The sequence below is a fragment of the Pseudomonas sp. TREG-RG-20F-10-E-6-01 genome, assembly GCF_022662455.1.
Taxonomy (GTDB): Bacteria; Pseudomonadota; Gammaproteobacteria; order Pseudomonadales; family Pseudomonadaceae; genus Aquipseudomonas.
In genome coordinates, this window is sequence record NZ_JAKNQP010000002.1 from 468763 (window position 1) to 489022 (window position 20260).

Here is a 20260-nt window from a genome sequence, read left to right on the forward strand (position 1 = left end):
CTGAATTATTTGGACAGCAGCGTCATTGCTTCCATTTGAGCTTCAGGCGACTCATCTTTCAGCGACTTGGACAACTGCCCCTGAGCGGTCATCAACCCGGACTGAATCGAAGCAATATCCCCCTGCAAACCGGCGACCTTCGCCTGGCGTGCCTCCGGGCTCAGGGCCGTGTCATTCATGGCTGCTGAAAGCTGAGCCATCTTCTCGGCAAGCTGTTTCCTGAGTTCGCGGATCATTTTCAGCAGCTGTTTGATGTTGTCTTTCAGATTGCTGTCGTCGATGTCCTGGTTAGGGTTGCTACCGGCTTGAGAAGCCTTGAGCCCTGCCCCGGATATCTTCACCACCACACCTTCGCCGGGCGTGGGTGGAGGCGCAGTTTTGTCATCGACCTTTTTGCCCGCAAGCGCATCAGCGGCCGTCAAAACCTGCGGGGCCTTGGTAGTAATGACAGGGTTATTGAAAGGGATTACCGACATGACCTGAGCTCCAGCTCATAGGGATTTACCTATGTATCGGTATCGATACAAAAACCTTTATGCACGTGCCGCTTTTTTGTACACGCTGGTCTGATCCCCCCTCGGTGCGTTACCCTTACGTCTTATGTGTGTTTTCCCACAAGGATTTAAGAAATGTCCGAGCCAGTCAAACTGCGCGCTCACAGCCAGGCTCACTGCAAGGATTGCAGCCTGGCCCCCCTCTGCCTGCCACTTTCGTTGAATCTGGAAGACATGGAAGCGCTGGACGAAATCGTTAAACGCGGGCGCCCGCTGAAAAAGGGCGAGTTTTTATTTCGCCAGGGCGACAAATTCGATTCCGTTTATGCAGTACGTTCAGGCGCGTTGAAGACGTTCAGCCTCAGCGACAGTGGCGAAGAGCAGATCACCGGCTTCCACCTGCCCAGCGAACTGGTCGGGCTGTCCGGCATGGACACCGAGATTCACCCGGTGTCGGCCCAGGCGCTGGAGACGACATCGGTGTGCGAAATCCCCTTCGAACGCCTGGATGAACTGGCCCTGCAATTGCCGCAGTTGCGTCGCCAGTTGATGCGTGTGATGAGCCGCGAGATTCGCGACGACCAGCAGATGATGCTGTTGTTGTCGAAGAAAACCGCCGACGAGCGGATCGCCACGTTTCTGGTCAACCTGTCGGCGCGTTTCCGTGCCCGTGGGTTCTCGGCCAATCAGTTCCGCCTGAGCATGTCGCGCAATGAAATCGGCAACTACCTGGGCCTGGCGGTGGAAACCGTGTCCCGCGTGTTCACGCGCTTCCAGCAAAACGAGCTGATTGCCGCTGAAGGCAAGGAAGTGCATATCCTCGATCCGATCCAACTGTGCGCGCTGGCCGGCGGTTCCCTGGAAGGTTGATCCAGCCGCTTGCGGCCGCGCCAATCGGCGAGGCCGCAGGTATACTTCGAGTCCGTTTTCCGCTCCCAGGACTCTTCGACGATGACCTTCGATTCGTTCGACATCAAATCCCTGATCCGCCCTGTCATCGACTTCCCCAAGCCTGGGGTTATCTTTCGTGACATCACCCCACTGTTCCAATCGCCCCGCGCCCTGCGCCTGGTCGCCGACAGCTTTGCCCAGCGTTATGTCGAAGCCGACTTCACCCACATCGGCGCGATGGATGCACGCGGCTTTCTGATCGGCTCGATCATCGCCTACCAACTGAACAAACCGCTGATTCTGTTCCGCAAACAGGGCAAGCTGCCGGCTGACGTGCTGGCCGAGGGTTATCAGACCGAGTACGGCGAAGCGTTTCTTGAAGTGCACGCAGACAGCCTGTGCGAAGGCGACTCGGTGCTGATGTTCGATGACCTGATCGCCACCGGCGGCACCCTGATCGCGGCGGCCAATCTGGTGCGGCGCATGGGCGCGAGGATTTTCGAGGCGGCGGCGATTATCGACCTGCCGGAACTGGGCGGCTCGCAACGCCTGCAAGACATGGGCATTCCGACGTTTTGCCTGACGCAGTTTGCGTTGACCGAGCGTTAAGAGGCGTCTGTCAGGGCCTCATCGCGGGCAAGCCCGGCTCCCACAAGTGACCGCGTTCCAATGTGGGAGCTGGCTTGCCTGCGATAGCGTCCCAAAGACCACCACCGATCAAAGCCCCATCTGCTTGCTGATGATTTCATTCATCACTTCGCGCGTGCCGCCGCCGATGGACAGGATGCGATTGTCGCGGTACAGCCGCTCCACCAAATTGCCACGCATGTAACCCTGGCCGCCAAGGATCTGCACCGCGTCATAAGTCAAGCGGTCGGCGGTGTCGGTGGCCAGGTTCTTGGCCATGGAAATCTCCTTGATCACACTTTTGCCGGCCGCCATCTTCGCCGCCTGGCGGTAGGTGAATTCCCGCGAAACCTCCACCGCCGTGGCCATTTCCGCCAGCCGGTGCTTGAGCACCTGGAATTTGCCGATGGGTTTGCCGAACGCTTCGCGCTGGGCGGCCCATTTGAGACTCTCCTCCAATGCAAGCTGCGCGGTCATATTGGCCATCAGCGCCAGGGCCAGGCGCTCACTCTGGAAGTTGCCCATGATGCAGGCAAAGCCCATGTTCTCGACGCCGATCAGGTTGCCCACCGGCACGCGGCAATCGTCGAAAAACAACTCAGCCGTGTCCGATGCCCACCAACCCATTTTCTTCAGCGGCTGGCCGACCGTGAAACCGGGCGTGTCTTTCTCGATGAGCAATAAGCTGATGCCGCCAAAGCCGGGCCCGCCGGTGCGCACCGCGACCGTGTAGAAGTCGGCACGCACGCCGCTGGTGATAAAGGTTTTGCTGCCGCTCACGCGGTAATGCTCGCCATCGCGGATGGCGCGGGTTTGCAGGTTGGCGACATCGGAGCCGCCACCCGGCTCGGTAACCGCCAGCGCGCTGATCTTCTCGCCGGCCAATACCGGAGGCGCAACGCGCTCGCGCACCTCGGGCCGCGCCCATTTGACGACCGGTGGCAGGCCGATATCCAGCGAACCCAGGCCAGCCACCACACCACCGGAGCCGCAGCGCATCAGCTCTTCGCTGGCGGCGACCTTGGCGAACAGGTCACCTTCGTGACTGCCGCCCAGGCTTTCGGGGTAACCAATGCCGAGGATTCCCGCCGCGCCGGCCTTGAGGTACAACTCACGGGGAAAGCTTTGCGCTTCCTCCCACTGCTCAATGCCCGGCAACATCTCGCGCTCGACAAAACGGCGCACGCTGTCGCGAACCAATTGGTGGCTGGGGTCGAAGTAGTCCTGATAGGCAGACATCGGCAAGCTCCACGGTGGGGTGGAGCGAAATTACCAAGCGCTTGCTTGGTTTTCAAGATCCCCCTTACACCACAAAACCACTGTGGGAGCTGGCTTGCCTGCGATGGCGTTGGAGCAGAGACGTCGATGTCGCCTGACACTCCGCCATCGCAGGCAAGCCAGCTCCCACATTTGAACAGCGGTGTGGCTTAGAGGGCGATCGGCTTGCGGCCTGCAAACGAATGCGCCAGTGTCCCGCCGTCCACCAATTCCAGCTCGCCGCCCAACGGCACGCCATGGGCGATGCGCGAGGTAATCAAGCCTTTATTGGTCAGCAGCTGGGCGATGTAATGCGCGGTGGCTTCGCCTTCCACCGTCGGGTTGGTCGCCAGGATCACCTCGGTAAACGTGCCCTGCTCTTCAATGCGCGCCACCAACTGCGGAATGCCGATGGCTTCCGGCCCCAGGCCATCGAGCGGCGACAAATGGCCCTTGAGCACGAAGTAGCGCCCGCGATAGCCGGTCTGTTCCACCGCGTACACATCCATCGGCCCTTCCACCACGCACAGCAGCGTGTCGTCGCGACGCAGGTCGGCGCATTGCGGGCAAAGGTCTTCTTCGGTGAGGGTGCGGCACTGGCGACAGTGGCCCACACCGGTCATGGCCTGGCTCAAGGCCTGGGCCAACCGGGTGCCACCGCTGCGATCACGCTCCAGCAGTTGCAGCGCCATACGCTGGGCGGTTTTCTGACCGACACCCGGCAAGGTGCGCAAGGCGTCGATCAGTTGGCGAATCAGGGGGCTGAAGCTCATGAGCGAATGGTCCGACAAAACAACGAGACGCGGTTTATACCCGCGCCCCGGATTAGCGTCAAATGGTCAATCCTGCGCGACGCGTACCACCAACTTGCCGAAGTTGCGTCCCTCGAGCAAACCGATAAAGGCTTCGGGCGCCTGCTCCAGGCCCTCCACCACGTCTTCGCGGAACTTGATCTTGCCATCCCGCACCCACGGCGCCATGGCGCTGAGGAATTCGGGCTGGCGATCGCCATAGTCGTCAAACACGATAAAACCCTGGATGCGCACGCGTTTGGTCAGCAAAGTGCGTTGCAACGCGGGCAGCCGGTCCGGCCCGCTTGGGGCTTCATGGGCGTTGTAGCCGGCAATCAGGCCGCACAAGGGAATGCGTGCCTTGGGATTGAGCAGCGGCAACACCGCGTCGAAGACCTTGCCACCGACGTTTTCATAATAGATGTCCACGCCGTTGGAGCACGCCAGGGCCAGCTCTTGGGCAAAGTTGGCGCTCTTGTGATCGATGCACGCGTCAAAACCCAGCTCGTCCTCCACGTAACGGCACTTGTCCGCGCCACCGGCGATGCCCACCACGCGCAAGCCCTTGAGCTTGGCCACCTGGCCCACCACCGAGCCGACTGCGCCGGACGCCGCCGCGACGACCAGGGTCTCGCCGGCCTGAGGCTGACCAATATCCATCAACCCCATGTACGCCGTCATGCCCGGCATCCCCAGCACACCCAGCGCCATCGACGGGCTGGCCAGGCCACCGGGCACCGGCATCAGGTTACGGCCGTCGCTGATGCTGTGGCTCTGCCAGCCCGTGGAACCGACGACCAAGTCGCCAACTTCAAATTTCGGATTACGCGACTGCTCGATACGGCTGACAGCGCCACCGGTCATTACCTCGTCGATTTCCACCGGTGCGGCGTAGGACGGTGCGTCGCTCATGCGGCCGCGCATGTACGGGTCGAGCGACAGGTACAGCGTTTTCAAGAGCACCTGGCCGTCCGCCAGCTCCGGCAAATTCACGCGCTCCAGGCGAAAGTTTTCAGGAGTTGGCGCACCTTGCGGGCGCGAGACCAGCACGATGCGCTGGTTGAGAATGGATTCTTGAGGCATGAGGGGGCTCCTTTATCGAATGCGTCGGTATAGGGTGCAGACCATGCTTGCCACGCCAGGGTTCGATTGGATCGGCACAAACAAAAATGCCAGGCACTGGGCCTGGCATTTGATTCTAGCCAAGGCTAGACCATCAGAACGGCATCTTCATGCCCGGTGGCAGTTGCATGCCAGCGGTCACGCCGGACATTTTGTCCTGGCTGTTGGCTTCGATCTTGCGCACGGCGTCGTTGACGGCCGCGGCGAACAGCGCTTCAAGCATTTCCAGGTCATCTTCGCTGGTGCCTGGCAATACGCTTGGGTCGATGCTCACGCGCTTGATGTCGTGACGACCGGTCATCACCACGCTAACCATATCGCCACCGGCTTTACCGGTGACTTCGGCGTTGGCCAGTTCTTCCTGCATCTTGGCCATCTTTTCCTGCATCTGCTGTGCCTGCTTCATCAGGCCGGCCATGCCACCTTTCATCATGGGAATCACCTCAAAAGTACGTGGATCAATTAATAGCCCGGTGTCATGACGCTTGGGGCACCGGGGCTTCGACAGGTTCAATAGTATCGTGACGCACGACAGCACCGAACTGTTGCATCATTTGCTGGATGAGCGGATCAGCCTGGATCGAGTTCTCGGCATCGCGCTGACGGTTGATGCGTCGGCGTGTCGCGGCCTGGGCCGGGGTTTCCTGCTCGGGCTTGATCAACTCGATGGTGATGGTCAGCGTGCGCTCATGGTACTGGTTCAATGCATCGTTGAGCCGGCGTTGCTGGGTCGCGTTGAACAGCGCGCTGTGCGCCGGGTCCAGGTGCAACAGCCAGTGATCGCCATCGATGGCAATCAAGGTGCAGTTGGCGGCGATGCTGCCGGTCATGCCGGAGATCGGCAACTTCGGAAACAATTCCAGCCATTGCAGCGCCAGGCCGGTGGCCGGGGCCGCAGCCGGTTCCGCCTCGGGCTCGGGTGCAGGCTCAGCGGTGTGTTCGCTGGCCAGGTCATCGAGGTAGCTGTAGGCCGAATCCATGTCCGGCTCGATGTAATCTTCGTCCAGCGGCGGTTCATCATCGAGGTCGATGCCGGGTGTTGCGGCTTCAACCTGGGCGACGGTCGGCTCTGGAACCGGGGCAGACACCCATTCGGGTGCGTCCGGCACCACGCTGTCGGGCGTCGGCGTCGGCATCGGCGTGAGTTCGGGCTGCTCACCGCTGGTTTCCAGCACAGGCTCCACGGCAGGCTGCAGTTCGACGTCGGGCTCGGCGTCTACCGGGTCATTCCACGGCAGGTCGACCACGGCTTCGGGCTCGGGCTCAGTCACCGGCGCCGGCGCGATGGCTGGCGTCACCGGCTCTGGCGCAGCCACTACCGGCTCAGGCGCGGGCGCCACGGGCGCAGGCGCAGCAACTACTGGCGCGACCACTGCCGCACCAGCCACTGGTTTGGCGGAATCAACTGTGGCCTGGCTGATCCCCACTGGCTTTAGCGGCTGTCTCGGCGCGTCGGCCGCATCCGCCGGTCGGAACGCCAGCATCCGCAGCAGGACCATTTCAAAGCCACCGCGCGGGTCCGGTGCCAGCGGCAGGTCGCGGCGCCCGATCAGGCCCATCTGGTAGTAGAACTGCACATCTTCGGCCGGCAATGCCTGGGCCAGCGCCAATACGCGGTCACGGTCGCCATGGCCGTTGTCGACACCTTCAGGCAACGCCTGGGCAATCGCAACGCGGTGCAAGACGTTGAGGATTTCCGACAGCACGCCGTTCCAGTCCGGGCCTTGTTCCGACAAGTGGCGCACCGCTTCAAGCAACGCCTTGGCGTCGCCCTCGATCAGCGCGTGCAGCACGTCGAACACCTGGCCATGGTCGAGGGTACCGAGCATGGCGCGCACGTCGGCGGCCATCACCTTGCCTTCGCCAAAGGCGATGGCTTGGTCGGTGAGGCTCATGGCATCGCGCATCGAACCATCGGCCGCGCGGCCAAGCAGCCACAGCGCGTCGTCTTCGAACGGCACGTTCTCGACACCCAGCACGTGGGTCAAATGCTCGACCACACGCTCAGGGGTCATGTTTTTCAGGGAAAACTGCAGGCACCGCGACAAAATCGTTGCAGGGAGTTTCTGCGGGTCGGTGGTGGCCAGGATGAATTTGACGTACGGCGGCGGCTCTTCCAGGGTTTTCAACAACGCGTTGAAGGAATGGCTGGAAAGCATGTGCACTTCGTCGATCAGGTAGACCTTGAAGCGGCCACGGCTCGGTGCGTACTGCACGTTATCGAGCAACTCGCGGGTGTCTTCGACCTTGGTGCGGCTCGCGGCGTCGATCTCGATCAGGTCGACGAAACGCCCTTCATCGATCTCGCGGCACACCGAACACGTGCCGCAAGGCGTCGAAGTGATACCGGTTTCACAGTTCAGGCATTTGGCGATGATGCGCGCGATGGTGGTCTTGCCCACCCCTCGCGTGCCGGTGAACAGGTAGGCGTGGTGCAGCCGTTGGCTGTCCAAGGCATTGATCAGAGCCTTGAGCACATGGGTCTGGCCGACCATTTCGCGGAACGAGCGCGGACGCCATTTACGTGCAAGAACCTGATAACTCATCGAAAACCGTCGCAACTGGGAAGCGGAAGCCGGTAATGCTAGCGGAGCAAGGGGGAAATTGCATCCGGCACGCTCGTCTAATCTGACTAAGCTCTGCTCAATGGCCCCGCAAAGGCCTGAACCCGGAGAGTGTATGCGCGTAGTCCTGGGCGCCTTATGGATGATTTCCCTTACCAGCCTCGCGGCGCCTGCGCCGTTGCGTTTCTCGGTTTCCGACAGCTGGGCGATGCCGATGGCCCAGGTGGAGGACAGCCAGCCCACCCAAGGCATTTTGTATGACTTGATGTTAAGCCTGGCCACCCAGATCGGGCGCCCGGCCGAGTTTCACGTGCTGGCGCGGGCACGCATCGCCAACGCCATGGCGCATGGCGACATCGATGTGCGCTGTTATGTCGCCCAGGACTGGGTCGACAGCCTGTCCGGCGACTACACCTGGAGCGTGCCGCTGATGGTGCAACGCAATGTGCTGGTAAGCCGCCACGCGACGCCGCAGCCTGCAGAAGTCGGCACGCTGACGCCTCAGCCGATCGGCACGGTGCTCAACTACCGCTACGCCGTCCTCGACCCGCTGTTTGCCACTGGCCAGCTCACCCGCGACGATTCGCGCAGCGAAGCCTTGGTGCTGCAAAAGCTGGTCGCCGGGCGTTTTGAATACGCCGTGATTAACGAATGGATACTCGAACGCTTCAATTTGAACCTGCCGCCGAACCAGCGGCTGCAAAAGGTCGCGATCATCGACGAGCAAAGCCTGGGTTGCATCGTGCGCAACGACCCGAACGTGCCGGTACAGCGGATCTTGCGTACGCTGCTGCGGATGAAGATGTCGGGGGAAATCGACGACATCATTAACCTGTACACCGGCGAAGGTGAGCGATCACCGCTCACTCCTGACAAGAACTGACAGGGCATCCCTCTAGACTGGGCGCACTTGAACGCCCATTCCCAAGGAGCCTGCAATGCACACCGTCGCCCATTACTTCCTGCTCTACGTCGACAGCCCGGCCACCAGTGCCAACTTTTATAGCCGCCTGCTGGATAAGCCGCCGGTTGAACTGAACCCCACCTTTGCCCTGTTCATCCTCGACAACGGCGTAAAGTTGGGGCTGTGGTCGCGCCACACGGTGGAGCCTGCGGCCCGGATGACCGGCGGCGGCGGTGAGGTGGGCTTTTCCCTGCCAGACCAGGCCGCCGTAGACGCCCTGCACGCTCAGTGGGTGGCGCGCGGCGCAACCATCATCCAGTCACCGACCCGTTTGGATTTCGGCTACACCTTTGTCGCCCAGGACCTTGATGGCCACCGGCTGCGCGCGTTCTGCATGAGCGACTGACCGCCAGCGGCCCTCCAGGCTGATGGCCGCCACGCTGGCCAGCACCATCACACCGCCCAGCATCACCTGCACGGCAATGTGCTCGCCCAGCAGCGTCGCGGCCATCACCATCGCGACCGGCGGGATCAGGTACATCGCCACCGACGCTCGGCTGACCTCGACATGCTTCAACACATAGGCCCAGGCGAGGTACGCCAGGGCGCTGGGGAAAATGCCGAGGATCAGCACCGCGAGGTTTTCCGCCAGCGGTGCCTGCTCCACGGCATTGGCCAGGCCTGGCAGGTTCACGCACAGCATCAGGGTGCCCGCCCACACCATGTAACACGCCATGGTCAGCGGGCTGTAGCGATGGGCATAGTGTTTCTGGATGGCGAAATACACGCTCCATGACACCGCCGCCAGCACAATCAGCAAACCGCGCGGGTCAATATCGCCCAGGCCATGATCGCCCCAGATCACCACCAGCACGCCAAGCAAGCCCAGCAACACACAGCCCCAGCGCCAGGCACTGACGCGCTCTTTCAAACACAAACACGCGATCAGCACACTGAACAGTGGCGCCGACTGCGCCAGCACGCTCGACGCCGCCGCCGTCACCCATTGCTGCCCATAATTGAGGCTGGTGTGGTGCAAAAATACGCCGAAGAACCCCAGCACCAGTAACCACGGCAGGTCGCGCACACGCGGCCGGCCAATGCCTACCGCCAATGCCACACCGCCCATGAACACCGACGCAATCAGAAATCGCAGCAACGCCAATTGGCCGGGGCTGTAGCTGTGCAACCCCATGTGCACGCCAATCGGCGAATAGGCCCAACAGAGGATGACGCCAGAGATGACTAGCGTAAGCTTTGCGGGTGACGGGGTATTCATCGGCGGCGTCCGGCAACTGAGTAGGATGCCGTCAGTCTTGGCCCCGGCAAGGCGCAGGACAATTAAGCGTTTCTGACTTCTGAAATCACTGGAACTGAGCAATGGAACTGGCCCAACTGAAAATGGTGCGAGCCGTGGCGCAAACCGGCAGCGTGGCCCAGGCCGCCCTGCAATTGCATTGCGTGCCGTCCAACATCACCACGCGGATCAAGCAGTTGGAAAGCGAGTTGGGCACGCCCTTGTTTATCCGTGCCGGGCGCGGGCTGGCAATCAGTGCCGCCGGGGAAATCTTCCTGGACTACTGCGAGCGCATTCTGGCGCTGGTAGACGAATCCAAACGCGCAGTGGATGCCGACGCCATCCCCCGCGGCACCTTGCGCATCGGCGCGGTGGAATCCAGCGCCAGCGGCCGCCTGCCGCCCTTGCTGGCGGAATACCATCGGCGCTACCCGGACGTCTCGCTCGAGCTGGTCACTGGCGCCTGGGCGCAGTTGCTGGACGACCTGCAACACCATCGCCTCGATGTGGCGCTGGTGGCCTGTGGCGGCAAACGCGCCAAGCTTGAACACAGCGTGGTCTACAGCGAACGTCTGGTGCTGATCGCCAGCGCGTCCAGCGCCCCGATCAACAGTGCCCAAGACCTGGCCGGTCGTACGCTGCTGGTATGGCCTGCGGGCTGTCCGTATCGCGCGGCGCTGGAGAACTGGGTCAAACCGCATGCTTTCAAACCGAGCATCGCCAGCTATGCCAGCTGGGGCACGATCATCGGTTGTGTCAGTGCGGGGATTGGCGTGGCATTGGCGCCGGAAGGCATCCTGGCCCGCTATGAGCAGGCCAATCAGTTGGCCTCCTACCGGTTTGAAGAGCTGCAGGCCGTGGACAACCTGCTGTTCTGGCACAAGGACACCCAGCGGCATTTGGCACGGGACGCGTTTGCCGGGCTGCTGCGGGAGACTTTTGGCTGACCCGGGCAGCAAATTTCAGTATTCTTCCGCGAAATTAATTCAAAATGTAAGGGACTACCATGAATTACTTCCGCGTGTTGATAGCGGCGGCTGCGCTGAGCCTGTCTGCCCTACCCGTCTTTGCTGCACCTGCGCCCGCCGACGCCAGCGCGCCGGCTGAAACGGCTGAACACTTCCTCGCCTCACTCAAGCAGAAGACCGGCACGGTCACGCTGCCCAGTGGCATTGCCACGCTCAAGCTCAACGACGAGTTCTACTACCTCGACCCCGCCGACACCGAGCGCCTGTTGACCGATGGCTGGGGCAACCCACCCGGCTTCAAAACCCTGGGCATGATCGTGCCAAAAGCAGTTAGCCCCTTGTCGGAACGCGGCTGGGGCGTGATCGTCAGCTACAAGGCTGACGGGCACGTTTCCGACGAGGACGCGGCAAAAATCGACTACGCCGAACTGCTCAAGCAAATGCAGGAAGAAGACGAGGAAGATAACAAGCAACGCCAGAAACAAGGCTACGCCGGCCTGCACCTGCTGGGCTGGGCCGAACCGCCGCGCTACGACGATGCCACCCACAAAATGTACTGGGCGCGCGAGCTGAAAGCCGACGACGCCCAGCAAACCACCCTCAACTACAGCATCCGCGTGCTGGGCCGTGAAGGCGTGCTGGAACTCAACGCCGTCGCCGCCATGGCCGACCTGCCCACCATCAAGCAGGAAATGCCCAAGGTTTTGGCCTTTACCAACTTCACCGACGGCAACCTGTACACCGACTTCAACCCCAAGACCGACAAGCTGGCCACTTATGGCCTGGCGGCCCTGGTGGCCGGCGGGATAGCGGCCAAGGCCGGGTTGTTTGCCAAGATCGGCATCTTCCTGCTGGCGGCGAAGAAGTTCCTGGTGGTCGGCGTTGTGGCGCTGTTCGCCGTGATCCGCAAGCTGTTCAACCGCAACAAGGCCTGAACCCCGGGCATAAAAATGCCGCAACGTGCATGACACGTTGCGGCGCAGGGGTCGGCTCAGTGCTGCGCAGCAGGCTCTGGCTGCTGCGCGCCGGGGCACGGGTTGACGATCGCAAACTCATCCACAGCCGCCATCCCTGGTTTGTAGCCCGGCACCGTTACATAGCGCAGCACCCGATTGCCGGTGAGCTTCACAAATGAGCCCTCGATACCGGTGAACACCTTCTGCTGATGGCTCAACAGGTAATCGAAGATCTTGTCCTTCATCGGCACGTTGATTGCGCCACGCGGCGTGATCGGGGCAAGCATGAAGGCATCATCGTGGGTAAACACGTAGAAGGTTTCGGGTTTGCCGCGCCCATCCGTCACTTTTGCGCACATCACCTCATCGACACGCAGCGTCCCGACCGGCAGGTAAGACTTGTCCTGGTAGAGGGGCGCGGTTCAGCTTTTGGGCGCAGTTAGGCGGCTGTATTGATCCTGGCGGATCCAGCCGGTGAACGAGCGGTCCTTGGCATTGGTGAATTCAACCTGGGCCCAGCCGTCCTTGAAAGCCAGTACGCCGACCACATCGTCCTTGACGATATACGGACGCTTGCCCGCACTTTCGCCAGGGGTTTTGAGCAGGTAAGCCTTGTCGGCAGTGACCGTCACCAGGCCGATCCACTGTTTGCTGGCGGTTTGGGTCAGGTCCAGCCCGGTGGCGATTTCCGGCATCAGCACGCTGAGGCAACCGGGGTGCTGGCGACCTTGTTCCACGGTCAGCGTCACGCCGTCGGACGAGGCCGTCACGCTGCCAGGGTAGGCGTCGTCGACCCAGGTCGTCAGCGCTTCGGGCGCGCCTTGCAGGTAAAACGTACAGGTGCGGGTTACGCCCTCACCCAACGCTTCCGAGTAGAAACCTTCGACTTGATGCTCAGGGGTGACCGCCAGCATCAGCCCTTCGTACTTGCCTGAGTGCAAGGCTGTTTCGTCTGCACATGCAGGCGCGATAGCGCACAACGACAAAACACCCACTGCCAGAAAACGCATCATCTTATTTTTTCCCTTCCAGTGCTTCGTAGGCCTTCTTGATACGGCGGTCATAGTCGCCGTAATCCTCGCCGTTATAGTTGCGCGCCATGGCCACGTAGTCTTTGTCTTTCATGGCTTTGATCAACGCCGGGCTTTTGCTGCAAAAACCGAGGAACGCCTTTAATTGGTTGCCGGCATTGATCTTCAATGCCGCGGCAAATTCGAACACGGTCTTGTAACCACAGGAGGCGTAGTTGAACCCCATGATCTGGAACATACCCCAGGACGCCGACATCAAGGCCGCTTCCTGATCCAGCGCAAAGGCGGTGGCCATGGTTTCCCAGGCCTTGGCCTGGTCCTTGTTGTTGACTTGCCACTGCGGCCCGGCCTTCCTCACGTAGACATACGACAGCAGTGGATGTGCCTGGTCGTAGATGTGCTTGGTGTACTTGCGAAACAGGTGCCCTTCAAAAGCGATCACCGGCAGCTGGGCCGGCCCGAAACCGGAACGCCCGCCGGACTCCACGGTAGCGAAGGCCTTGATGATATTCACCGAAATACCGCTGCCCAACTGCGTGGCGGCGTTCTGGAAGTCGGTTTCGGTGAGCGTCATGCCGCCGTCGCACGTGGGCTGGAGCATCAATTGCCGGTTGCGTCGCTCGGCCTCGATCATCGCACGCATGCGGTCTAGGTACACATTGACCGTGGCCTGCACCGCATCGCCGTTGTTACTGCCGAACGCGTTGAGAAAGCTTGGAATGCGCATCGTCGGAAACGCCTTCACCGGCACTTTCACCGCTTCTTCGATCAGGCTGTTGAACGTACGACCGGTGGGGTCGATCACCCCATCGGGGTGCGCGTATTTAAGGTGGCGAAACTGATACTGGCTGATGCACTGCACCAACTGGCCGTCGCACTTGCCGTTTTCGGCCAGCGGAAACCCCATCTTGGGAATGATCAAATTGAATAAATACTGGATGCACTGAACATCGGCAGGCAAGTTGCGCGCTTTACCGGGCGCGCCCACCGAAGCACTGATAAGACGGGGCAACCCTTGCAGGCTTTTCATCACTGACATCCTTGTAAGTTAAAGAAGTGCTGGCACTTCAATATCAATGCAGCGCTCTTGTTACACCTCGAAACAAGTGGCTGGCGGAAACTAACAAGATGGTTTTGGGTTGTCCAGTGGGCGCTTTGCACGTTGTGAAACAACCGTCATGCACGGCTACTTTTTCCTCTCCAGCGCCTCAAAGGCTTTCTGGATTCGCTTGTCGTAATCACCATAATCCGCCCCGTTGTATTGGGCAGCCATGCCCGCGAAGTCCTTGTTCTTCATGGCCTTGAACAAGGCCGGGTTCTTGCGGCAAAAACCGACGAACGCCATCAACTGCTGGCCGGCGTTGAGTTTCATCGCGCTGACGAAATCGAAGACGCTCTTGTAACCGCAGGCGGCGAAGTTGAAGCCCATGATCTGAAACATGCCGTACGACGCCGACATCAACGCCGCTTCCTGATTTAACTTGAACGCATCGGCCAGGGTCTGCCACGCCACCGCCTGGGTTTTGTTATTGGCTTTCCATTGCGGACCGGCTTTTTCCCGGTAGGGGTATGACAGGAGGGGATAGGCCTTGTCGTACTTCTGCTGGGTGTATTTGCGAAAGATGTGACCTTCATACGCGATCACCGGCATCTGGGCGGGGCCGAAGCCGGATCGCCCACCAGATTCCACAGTGGCGAACGCCTTGATGATGTTCACCGAGATACCGCTGCCCAGCGCTGTCGCGGCGCTTTGAAAGTCAGCATCGGTCAGCGTCACACGTCCATCACAGGTGGCTTTTGTAACCCAATGCAGTGTGTCTGGTTGGGCCGGGGCAGGCGCCGGAGGGCGTGGCGGGGTTGGGGCGACAGCGGCACCGGCCGAGTCGTTGGCCGGGGTCACGGGAGTTGCCTTGCGTGCATCTTCAAGCAGGGCGCTAAACGTTCGGCCTGCCGGGTCAATCACGCCGTCGGGTGTGGCGACCTTGAGACGATTGGATTGATAGTCCTTGATGCGCTGGACCAGCAGCGGGCCGCACTTGCCATCCACCAGCAAAGGCGAAGCGGGTTTGGCGGTGATCAGGTTGAATAGATTCTGAATGGATCGAACATCATCGGAATCATTGCGGGCCTTGCCGGCGGTGCCGACGGAACCGCTGATACGGCTGGGTATACCTTGGAGGCTGTGCATGGCAATCATCCTTTCTGATTGAAGGAGTGCCATCACTTCTTTACTACTCCAGCACCACGGTCATTTTTTGAAAAAAACCCATGATTGACGCTAGCAGACGGTCGAAGGTTGTCCAGCAAAAAGCCGTCATGGCTGCGCACTACAAATGGGCAGATGACTGAAGAAACGTTTTTTGATTTGAAACAGAGGGGGTTGCGGGAGAGCGTTATGGAGGCAACCCCACCAGCCACACCCCGGCACACAATGTTCCCGCTGTGGCTGCTGCCTTCCGGCTCTGACCAGGTTCACGGGTAATCGTTGCGGGGGGACCGATGGGGTCACCATAACGACGCTCGCCTCTCGGCAAGCCGCGCTATTGTACCGATCTCATCGGAAGTTACAACCGTTGGTTCAGGATTAAAAAATCAAGGGGCTCAAGCACTTGTGCCGCTACAGAATCACGGCTTCATCTGCCCTGCCGCCCTCTTCCTGGATGACCAGGTGAATAAAGTGCAGCTTGGCGATCACCGCCGGCGGCAGCACAAAGGGATAAAAATCCGGCTGGCCCATGCTGCGCGACAGTTCGTTGAGCATGCCGGCCAGTTCAATCCAGGCGTTGACGAACGACAGGAACGCCGTACCGCCTGGGTGTTCGGGGTCGTAAAGGGTGCTGAGGGGAAACGGCTGGTAATCCAGGTCCATCTCGCGGGCACTCATGCCAAAGCCCAGTGCGGTGTCGACGGCGTCCATCATGTGCAGGTAGTGGGCCCAGGTTTCGGCCCAGTCTTCCCAAGGGTGCATGGTGGCGTAGGCGCTGACGCAAGTCTGCTGCCAGTCAGGGCGCGGGCCGTTCTGGTAATGATGGTCGAGTGCATCGGCGTAGCTGGCGCGTTCGTCGCCGAACAAGGCGCGAAAAGGTTCGAGCCAGTGGGTATCGGCGATCAGGCGGTCCCAGTAGTAATGGCCGACCTCATGGCGAAAGTGCCCAAGCAGCGTGCGGTAAGGCTCGCGCATTTGTACGCGAACTTTCTCACGATGGGCGTCGTCGGCTTCCTTGATGTCGAGGGTAATCAGACCGTTGGCGTGGCCCGTCATTGGAGCATTGCCTTCCAGATCGACGCCGACGAAGTCGAAGGCCAGGCCGTTGTCTTCATCGACGCTCTTGGGCACCACGTTCAGGCCGAGGCTGATCAGTTGCGCCACCAAACGGTGCTTGGCAGTTTCGACCTTGCGCCAGCGCTCGGCGTTTTCCGCGATCGACAGGTCGGGAATGGTGCGGTTCAGACTGCACGCCACGCACAGCGGCGCCGTACTGTGCGCCGGGATCAGCCAGTTGCAGGCGGCGGGAGTGTCGAGGTTGGCACAGCGACGGAAGGCGCCGGCGTCAAGGTTGTCGTCCTGCAGCCAGGTCCCGACAACCGGGCCCGGCTGTAAGGACGATACGCGGCTTTGCTGCGGCTGATAACCGAGCAGCGCCTGGCAAGCGAGGCACTGGCTGTTGCGAAAGAACAGCGATTGGCCACAGCGGCACTGCCACACCTTGCTGTTACGAGATGCGCCCGCCGTGAACGGTGCTGCGATGCGTGAACTGAGTTGCTCGAAGTAGCGGAACATGGCGATCTCTCTCTGGGTGACCAAGACTAGATCATTTCCCGTGAGAGATCGTTCCACTGGTGAGGGGGCTGCTGCGCAGGCCGACGCGGGGCAAGCCCGCTCGCCACAATAAGCAGCAGCTCATTCCCCGCTCGCGCCGTCAGACCGTGATGTTGTGCTTGGCCAGGAATGCCACGAACGCTTCTTCGTCCAACACCTTCAAGCCCAGTTCGCTGGCCTTGGCCAATTTCGAGCCAGCGCCCGGCCCGGCCACCACGCAGTGGGTTTTCGCCGAGACGGAGCCGGCGACCTTGGCGCCGAGGCTTTCAAGCTTGTCCTTGGCCACATCGCGGCTCATCAGCTCCAGTGAACCGGTGAGCACCCAGGTGTGCCCTGCTTCGGGCAAGCCTTCGACGACCTTCTTCTCGCTCTGCCAGTGCATGCCGAAGTCCTTGAGCTGCTGCTCGATGGCCAGGGCGTGGTTGGCGTTTTCCTGGATATCGAAAAACTCCCGAACGGTCTTGGTTTGTTTCTCGGGCAGTACTTGGCGGATATCGAACCAGGGAGCCTCGATCAACTTTTCAAGAGACTCGAATTTGTCGGCCAACTTTTGCGCAGCGCCCGGTCCAACCGAAGGAATATGTAGTTTGTCCAGAAAGCCACCGAATGTAGTACTGGCGGCGAACTCGGCACTCAGGTCGCCCTGATCCTGCAGTTGCAGGCCGCATTGCTCCGGCGACAACAGCGCGCCAATCACCTCCTGGTTATGGCTGTCTTCAAAGAAGCTGTGAATCTCGTGCGCCACTTCCAGGCCCACGTCGGGCAGGTACGTCAGCACTTCCGGTAGGGCCTTCTGCACACGCTCCAGAGACGCCAGGGAGCGCGCCAGCACCTTGGCGGTCTCCTCGCCCACATCAGGGATGCCCAAGGCGTAGATAAAGCGCGCCAGGGTTGGGGTCTTGCTGTTTTCGATGGCGGTGATCAGCTTCTTGCTGGAAATATCGGCAAAGCCTTCCAGGTCGATGATCTGCTCGTACTTGAGCTTGTAAAGGTCGGCCGGCGAACCGATGAGTTTTTCATCCACCAACTGCTCGATGGTCTTGTCGCCCAGGCCGTCGATGTCCATGGCCCGGCGCGAGACAAAATGGATAATCGCCTGCTTGAGCTGCGCGCCACAGGCCAGGCGCCCGACGCAGCGGTACACCGCGCCTTCGCTGACGGTTTCCTTGCCCTTGCTGCGCTTGACCAGTTGCGTGCGCTCCACGTGGGAACCACACACCGGGCAGCTTTCGGGGATCTGCACCGCGCGGGCGTTTTCCGGGCGGCGTTCGGTGACCACCGAGACGACTTGCGGGATCACGTCACCGGCACGGCGGATGATCACCGTATCGCCGATCATCAGGCCCAGGCGCGCGACTTCATCCATGTTGTGCAAGGTGGCGTTGGACACGGTCACACCCGCGACCTTGACCGGCTTGAGGCGCGCAACGGGGGTGACGGCGCCGGTACGACCGACCTGAAATTCGACGTCGAGCAATTCAGTCAGCTCTTCCATCGCCGGGAATTTATGCGCGATGGCCCAGCGCGGTTCACGCGCGCGAAAACCCAGTTCACGTTGGGCAGCAATGCTGTTGACCTTGAACACCACGCCGTCGATTTCATAACCCAGGCTGTTACGCCGCTCGCCGATATCGCGGTAGTAGTCCAGGCATTCCTGAATCCCCTTGGCCAGCTTCAGTTCGTGGCTGATCGGCATGCCCCACTTCTGCAACTGCTTCAAGTTGCCGATGTGGGTGTCGCTGATGTCTGCGGTGACCTGGCCGATGCCATAGCAGCAGAACTCCAGTGGGCGGCTGGCGGTAATCTTCGAGTCCAACTGGCGCAGGCTGCCAGCCGCCGCGTTGCGCGGGTTGGCGAAGGTCTTGCCGCCGACTTCCAGCTGCGAGGCGTTCAGGCGCTCGAAACCGGCCTTGGACATGAACACTTCGCCGCGCACTTCCAGGGTCGCCGGCCAGCCGCTGCCGTGCAGCTTCAGCGGGATATTGCGCACAGTGCGCACGTTGACGCTGATGTCTTCGCCCGTGGTGCCGTCGCCACGGGTGGCGCCGCGTACCAGTTCACCGTCTTGATACAGCAGGCTGACCGCCAGGCCATCCAGTTTGGGCTCACAGCTGTACTCCACCGCCGCGCCACCGCCAAACAGATCGCCCACCGGCAGGTCGAGGCCTTCGGTGACTCGGCGATCAAATTCGAGCATGGTGGTTTCGTCAAAGGCGTTACCGAGGCTGAGCATCGGTATTTCGTGCTTCACCTGAGTGAACGCCGACAACGCCGCACTGCCGACCCGCTGCGTCGGTGAATCACGCGTGACCAAATCCGGATGCTCGGCTTCCAGGGCTTTGAGCTCGTGGAACAGCCGGTCGTACTCGGCGTCCGGAATGCTCGGCTCGTCGAGCACGTGGTAACGGTAATTGTGCTGATCCAGCTCAGCGCGCAATTGGAGGATGCGGGTATGGGCGGCGGTCATGGGTGTTCTCTCAGAAAGCAAAAGAGCAGCCGAAGCTGCTCAATATGTTAGTGCGCTTATTCTACTGACAACGCTGAAGACCAATCCTCAGCGTTTCTGTGTCAGGGCGCGACGTTCGAACTCGACGATGCGCTGACGGTAGTGTTCGATGGTCTGGGCGGTCAGGACGCTGCGTTGGTCGTCCTTGAGCTCGCCGTTGAGTTCCTGAGACAGCTTGCGGGCCGCGGCCACCATCACGTCGAACGCTTGTTTGGGGTGACGCGGGCCTGGCAGGCCAAGGAAGAAGCTCACCGCCGGGGTGCTGAACAGGTCGATATCGTCCAGATCGAAGGTGCCCGGCTTGACCGCGTTGGCCATGGAGAACAGCACTTCGCCGTTACCGGCCATGCTTTCGTGACGGTGAAAAATATCCATCTCGCCAAACCGCAAGCCGCTTTCCAGGATGTTCTGCAACAGTGCCGGGCCTTTGAAACCGGCGGCGTCGCGGCAGATCACGCTGATCACCAAGACTTCTTCAGCGGCCGGCTGGTCATTGACCGACTGGCGTGGCGCGCTTTTGGTCGGGGTCTCGTCGGGGAAATCGTCATCACGGCTGCTGAAGCTCGGGCCATCATCGACGTCAAGGTTCAGGTCGCCCTGATGCGGCTCGGCAACCGCGGCGCTGCCGCGTTTGCCACGTTTGGAAGACGGTTCGCGGGCTTCACGCACCGGCGCGCTCATCGACGGCAAGTCGTGTTCGTCCAGTTGCGGCTCTTTATGGGTATCCAGCACGCGAGGCGGCCCCAGCAGTTCGGCGCTGCCATCATCGTCAGGCAAGTTGGACAGGTTGCGGTCCAGACGGAACTTGAGCTTGCCCTTGCCACCGCGCATGCGGCGCCAGCCATCAAAAAGAATACCGGCAATGACAATAATGCCGATGACGATCAGCCACTCGCGCAGACCGATTTCCATGTAATCCCGTGCCTCTAATAAAAAATGCTGAAAAATAAGGGGTTTAGCAACATCCAAACCGCTTTAAAACGTGGCGCCAACTCTATGTTCTGACTGACGTTTTGCCCACGCATACGAGGA

Annotated in this window: 20 protein-coding genes and 1 other RNA gene; 6 read left to right on the plus strand and 15 right to left on the minus strand. The window is 60.8% G+C overall.

Annotated features, from left to right (window positions below; translation table 11 throughout):
- Positions 1–5 precede the first annotated feature (5 nt).
- The gene (locus L8K08_RS08545; protein WP_242195834.1) at positions 6–476 is read right to left on the minus strand and encodes a hypothetical protein; all 471 of its coding nucleotides are present in this window, start codon (positions 474–476) and stop codon (positions 6–8) included.
- 153 nt (positions 477–629) lie between these two features.
- Here L8K08_RS08545 and fnr point away from each other — a divergent pair, with 153 nt between their 5' ends.
- A complete protein-coding gene (gene fnr / locus L8K08_RS08550) occupies positions 630–1364 on the plus strand; it encodes a fumarate/nitrate reduction transcriptional regulator Fnr (RefSeq protein WP_106576340.1) in 735 nt (244 codons plus the stop codon).
- An 81-nt stretch (positions 1365–1445) separates the two neighbouring features.
- Complete coding sequence (locus L8K08_RS08555; RefSeq protein WP_145159059.1) at positions 1446–1994, plus strand: adenine phosphoribosyltransferase; 549 nt, start codon at positions 1446–1448, stop codon at positions 1992–1994.
- 108 nt (positions 1995–2102) lie between these two features.
- On the opposite strand, the gene L8K08_RS08560 is transcribed toward L8K08_RS08555, so the two are convergent.
- The 5 genes from L8K08_RS08560 to dnaX all read right to left on the minus strand — a co-directional run bounded on the left by L8K08_RS08560 (position 2103) and on the right by dnaX (position 7728).
- Positions 2103–3251: an acyl-CoA dehydrogenase family protein gene (locus L8K08_RS08560; protein WP_242195837.1), complete on the minus strand. Its 1149-nt coding sequence runs from the start codon at positions 3249–3251 to the stop codon at positions 2103–2105.
- Positions 3252–3439: 188 nt separating this feature from the next.
- Complete coding sequence (recR, locus tag L8K08_RS08565; RefSeq protein ID WP_106576337.1) at positions 3440–4042, minus strand: recombination mediator RecR; 603 nt, start codon at positions 4040–4042, stop codon at positions 3440–3442.
- A gap of 66 nt (positions 4043–4108) precedes the next feature.
- On the minus strand, positions 4109–5143 hold the full coding sequence (locus L8K08_RS08570; RefSeq protein WP_242195840.1) for an NADP-dependent oxidoreductase: 1035 nt from the start codon (positions 5141–5143) through the stop codon (positions 4109–4111).
- A 133-nt stretch (positions 5144–5276) separates the two neighbouring features.
- Entirely contained in the window at positions 5277–5615 is a 339-nt protein-coding gene (locus L8K08_RS08575; RefSeq protein WP_083357362.1) for a YbaB/EbfC family nucleoid-associated protein, read from the minus strand.
- Between the two features lie 43 nt (positions 5616–5658).
- Positions 5659–7728: a DNA polymerase III subunit gamma/tau gene (dnaX, locus tag L8K08_RS08580; RefSeq protein ID WP_145159066.1), complete on the minus strand. Its 2070-nt coding sequence runs from the start codon at positions 7726–7728 to the stop codon at positions 5659–5661.
- A gap of 133 nt (positions 7729–7861) precedes the next feature.
- On the opposite strand from dnaX, the gene L8K08_RS08585 reads away from it, so the two are divergent.
- Both L8K08_RS08585 and L8K08_RS08590 read left to right on the plus strand, forming a co-directional pair.
- A complete protein-coding gene (locus L8K08_RS08585) occupies positions 7862–8629 on the plus strand; it encodes a transporter substrate-binding domain-containing protein (RefSeq protein WP_242195843.1) in 768 nt (255 codons plus the stop codon).
- A 55-nt stretch (positions 8630–8684) separates the two neighbouring features.
- Entirely contained in the window at positions 8685–9056 is a 372-nt protein-coding gene (locus tag L8K08_RS08590) for a VOC family protein (RefSeq protein WP_145159070.1), read from the plus strand.
- Here the strand turns inward: L8K08_RS08590 and L8K08_RS08595 are convergent.
- Positions 8970–9929 (minus strand): DMT family transporter, encoded by a 960-nt coding sequence (locus tag L8K08_RS08595; protein ID WP_242195844.1) that lies wholly within the window; start codon positions 9927–9929, stop codon positions 8970–8972. The genes L8K08_RS08590 and L8K08_RS08595 overlap by 87 nt on opposite strands.
- Positions 9930–10030: 101 nt before the next feature.
- Here L8K08_RS08595 and L8K08_RS08600 point away from each other — a divergent pair, with 101 nt between their 5' ends.
- Together L8K08_RS08600 and L8K08_RS08605 are read left to right on the plus strand one after the other, a co-directional pair.
- Entirely contained in the window at positions 10031–10894 is an 864-nt protein-coding gene (locus L8K08_RS08600) for a LysR substrate-binding domain-containing protein (protein ID WP_145159074.1), read from the plus strand.
- A 59-nt stretch (positions 10895–10953) separates the two neighbouring features.
- Positions 10954–11850, plus strand: coding sequence for a DUF2167 domain-containing protein (locus L8K08_RS08605; protein ID WP_242195847.1), 897 nt, complete (start codon positions 10954–10956; stop codon positions 11848–11850).
- A gap of 56 nt (positions 11851–11906) precedes the next feature.
- On the opposite strand, the gene L8K08_RS08610 is transcribed toward L8K08_RS08605, so the two are convergent.
- The 8 genes from L8K08_RS08610 to zipA form a co-directional block, all read right to left on the minus strand.
- Positions 11907–12230, minus strand: a complete 324-nt coding sequence (locus tag L8K08_RS08610; RefSeq protein ID WP_242195851.1) for a hypothetical protein — start codon at positions 12228–12230, stop codon at positions 11907–11909.
- 63 nt (positions 12231–12293) lie between these two features.
- Positions 12294–12884, minus strand: coding sequence for a hypothetical protein (locus L8K08_RS08615; RefSeq protein ID WP_145159080.1), 591 nt, complete (start codon positions 12882–12884; stop codon positions 12294–12296).
- A gap of 1 nt (position 12885) precedes the next feature.
- The gene (locus L8K08_RS08620) at positions 12886–13932 is read right to left on the minus strand and encodes an N-acetylmuramidase family protein (protein ID WP_242195854.1); all 1047 of its coding nucleotides are present in this window, start codon (positions 13930–13932) and stop codon (positions 12886–12888) included.
- A 156-nt stretch (positions 13933–14088) separates the two neighbouring features.
- Positions 14089–15090 (minus strand): N-acetylmuramidase family protein, encoded by a 1002-nt coding sequence (locus tag L8K08_RS08625; protein ID WP_242195857.1) that lies wholly within the window; start codon positions 15088–15090, stop codon positions 14089–14091.
- Positions 15091–15307: 217 nt separating this feature from the next.
- Positions 15308–15404: signal recognition particle sRNA small type (gene ffs / locus L8K08_RS08630), an RNA gene on the minus strand.
- Positions 15405–15519: 115 nt separating this feature from the next.
- The gene (locus L8K08_RS08635) at positions 15520–16683 is read right to left on the minus strand and encodes a putative zinc-binding metallopeptidase (protein WP_242195860.1); all 1164 of its coding nucleotides are present in this window, start codon (positions 16681–16683) and stop codon (positions 15520–15522) included.
- Positions 16684–16822: 139 nt separating this feature from the next.
- Entirely contained in the window at positions 16823–19189 is a 2367-nt protein-coding gene (ligA, locus tag L8K08_RS08640; RefSeq protein WP_242195862.1) for an NAD-dependent DNA ligase LigA, read from the minus strand.
- A gap of 87 nt (positions 19190–19276) precedes the next feature.
- Entirely contained in the window at positions 19277–20140 is an 864-nt protein-coding gene (gene zipA / locus L8K08_RS08645) for a cell division protein ZipA (RefSeq protein ID WP_034119293.1), read from the minus strand.
- Positions 20141–20260 lie beyond the last annotated feature (120 nt).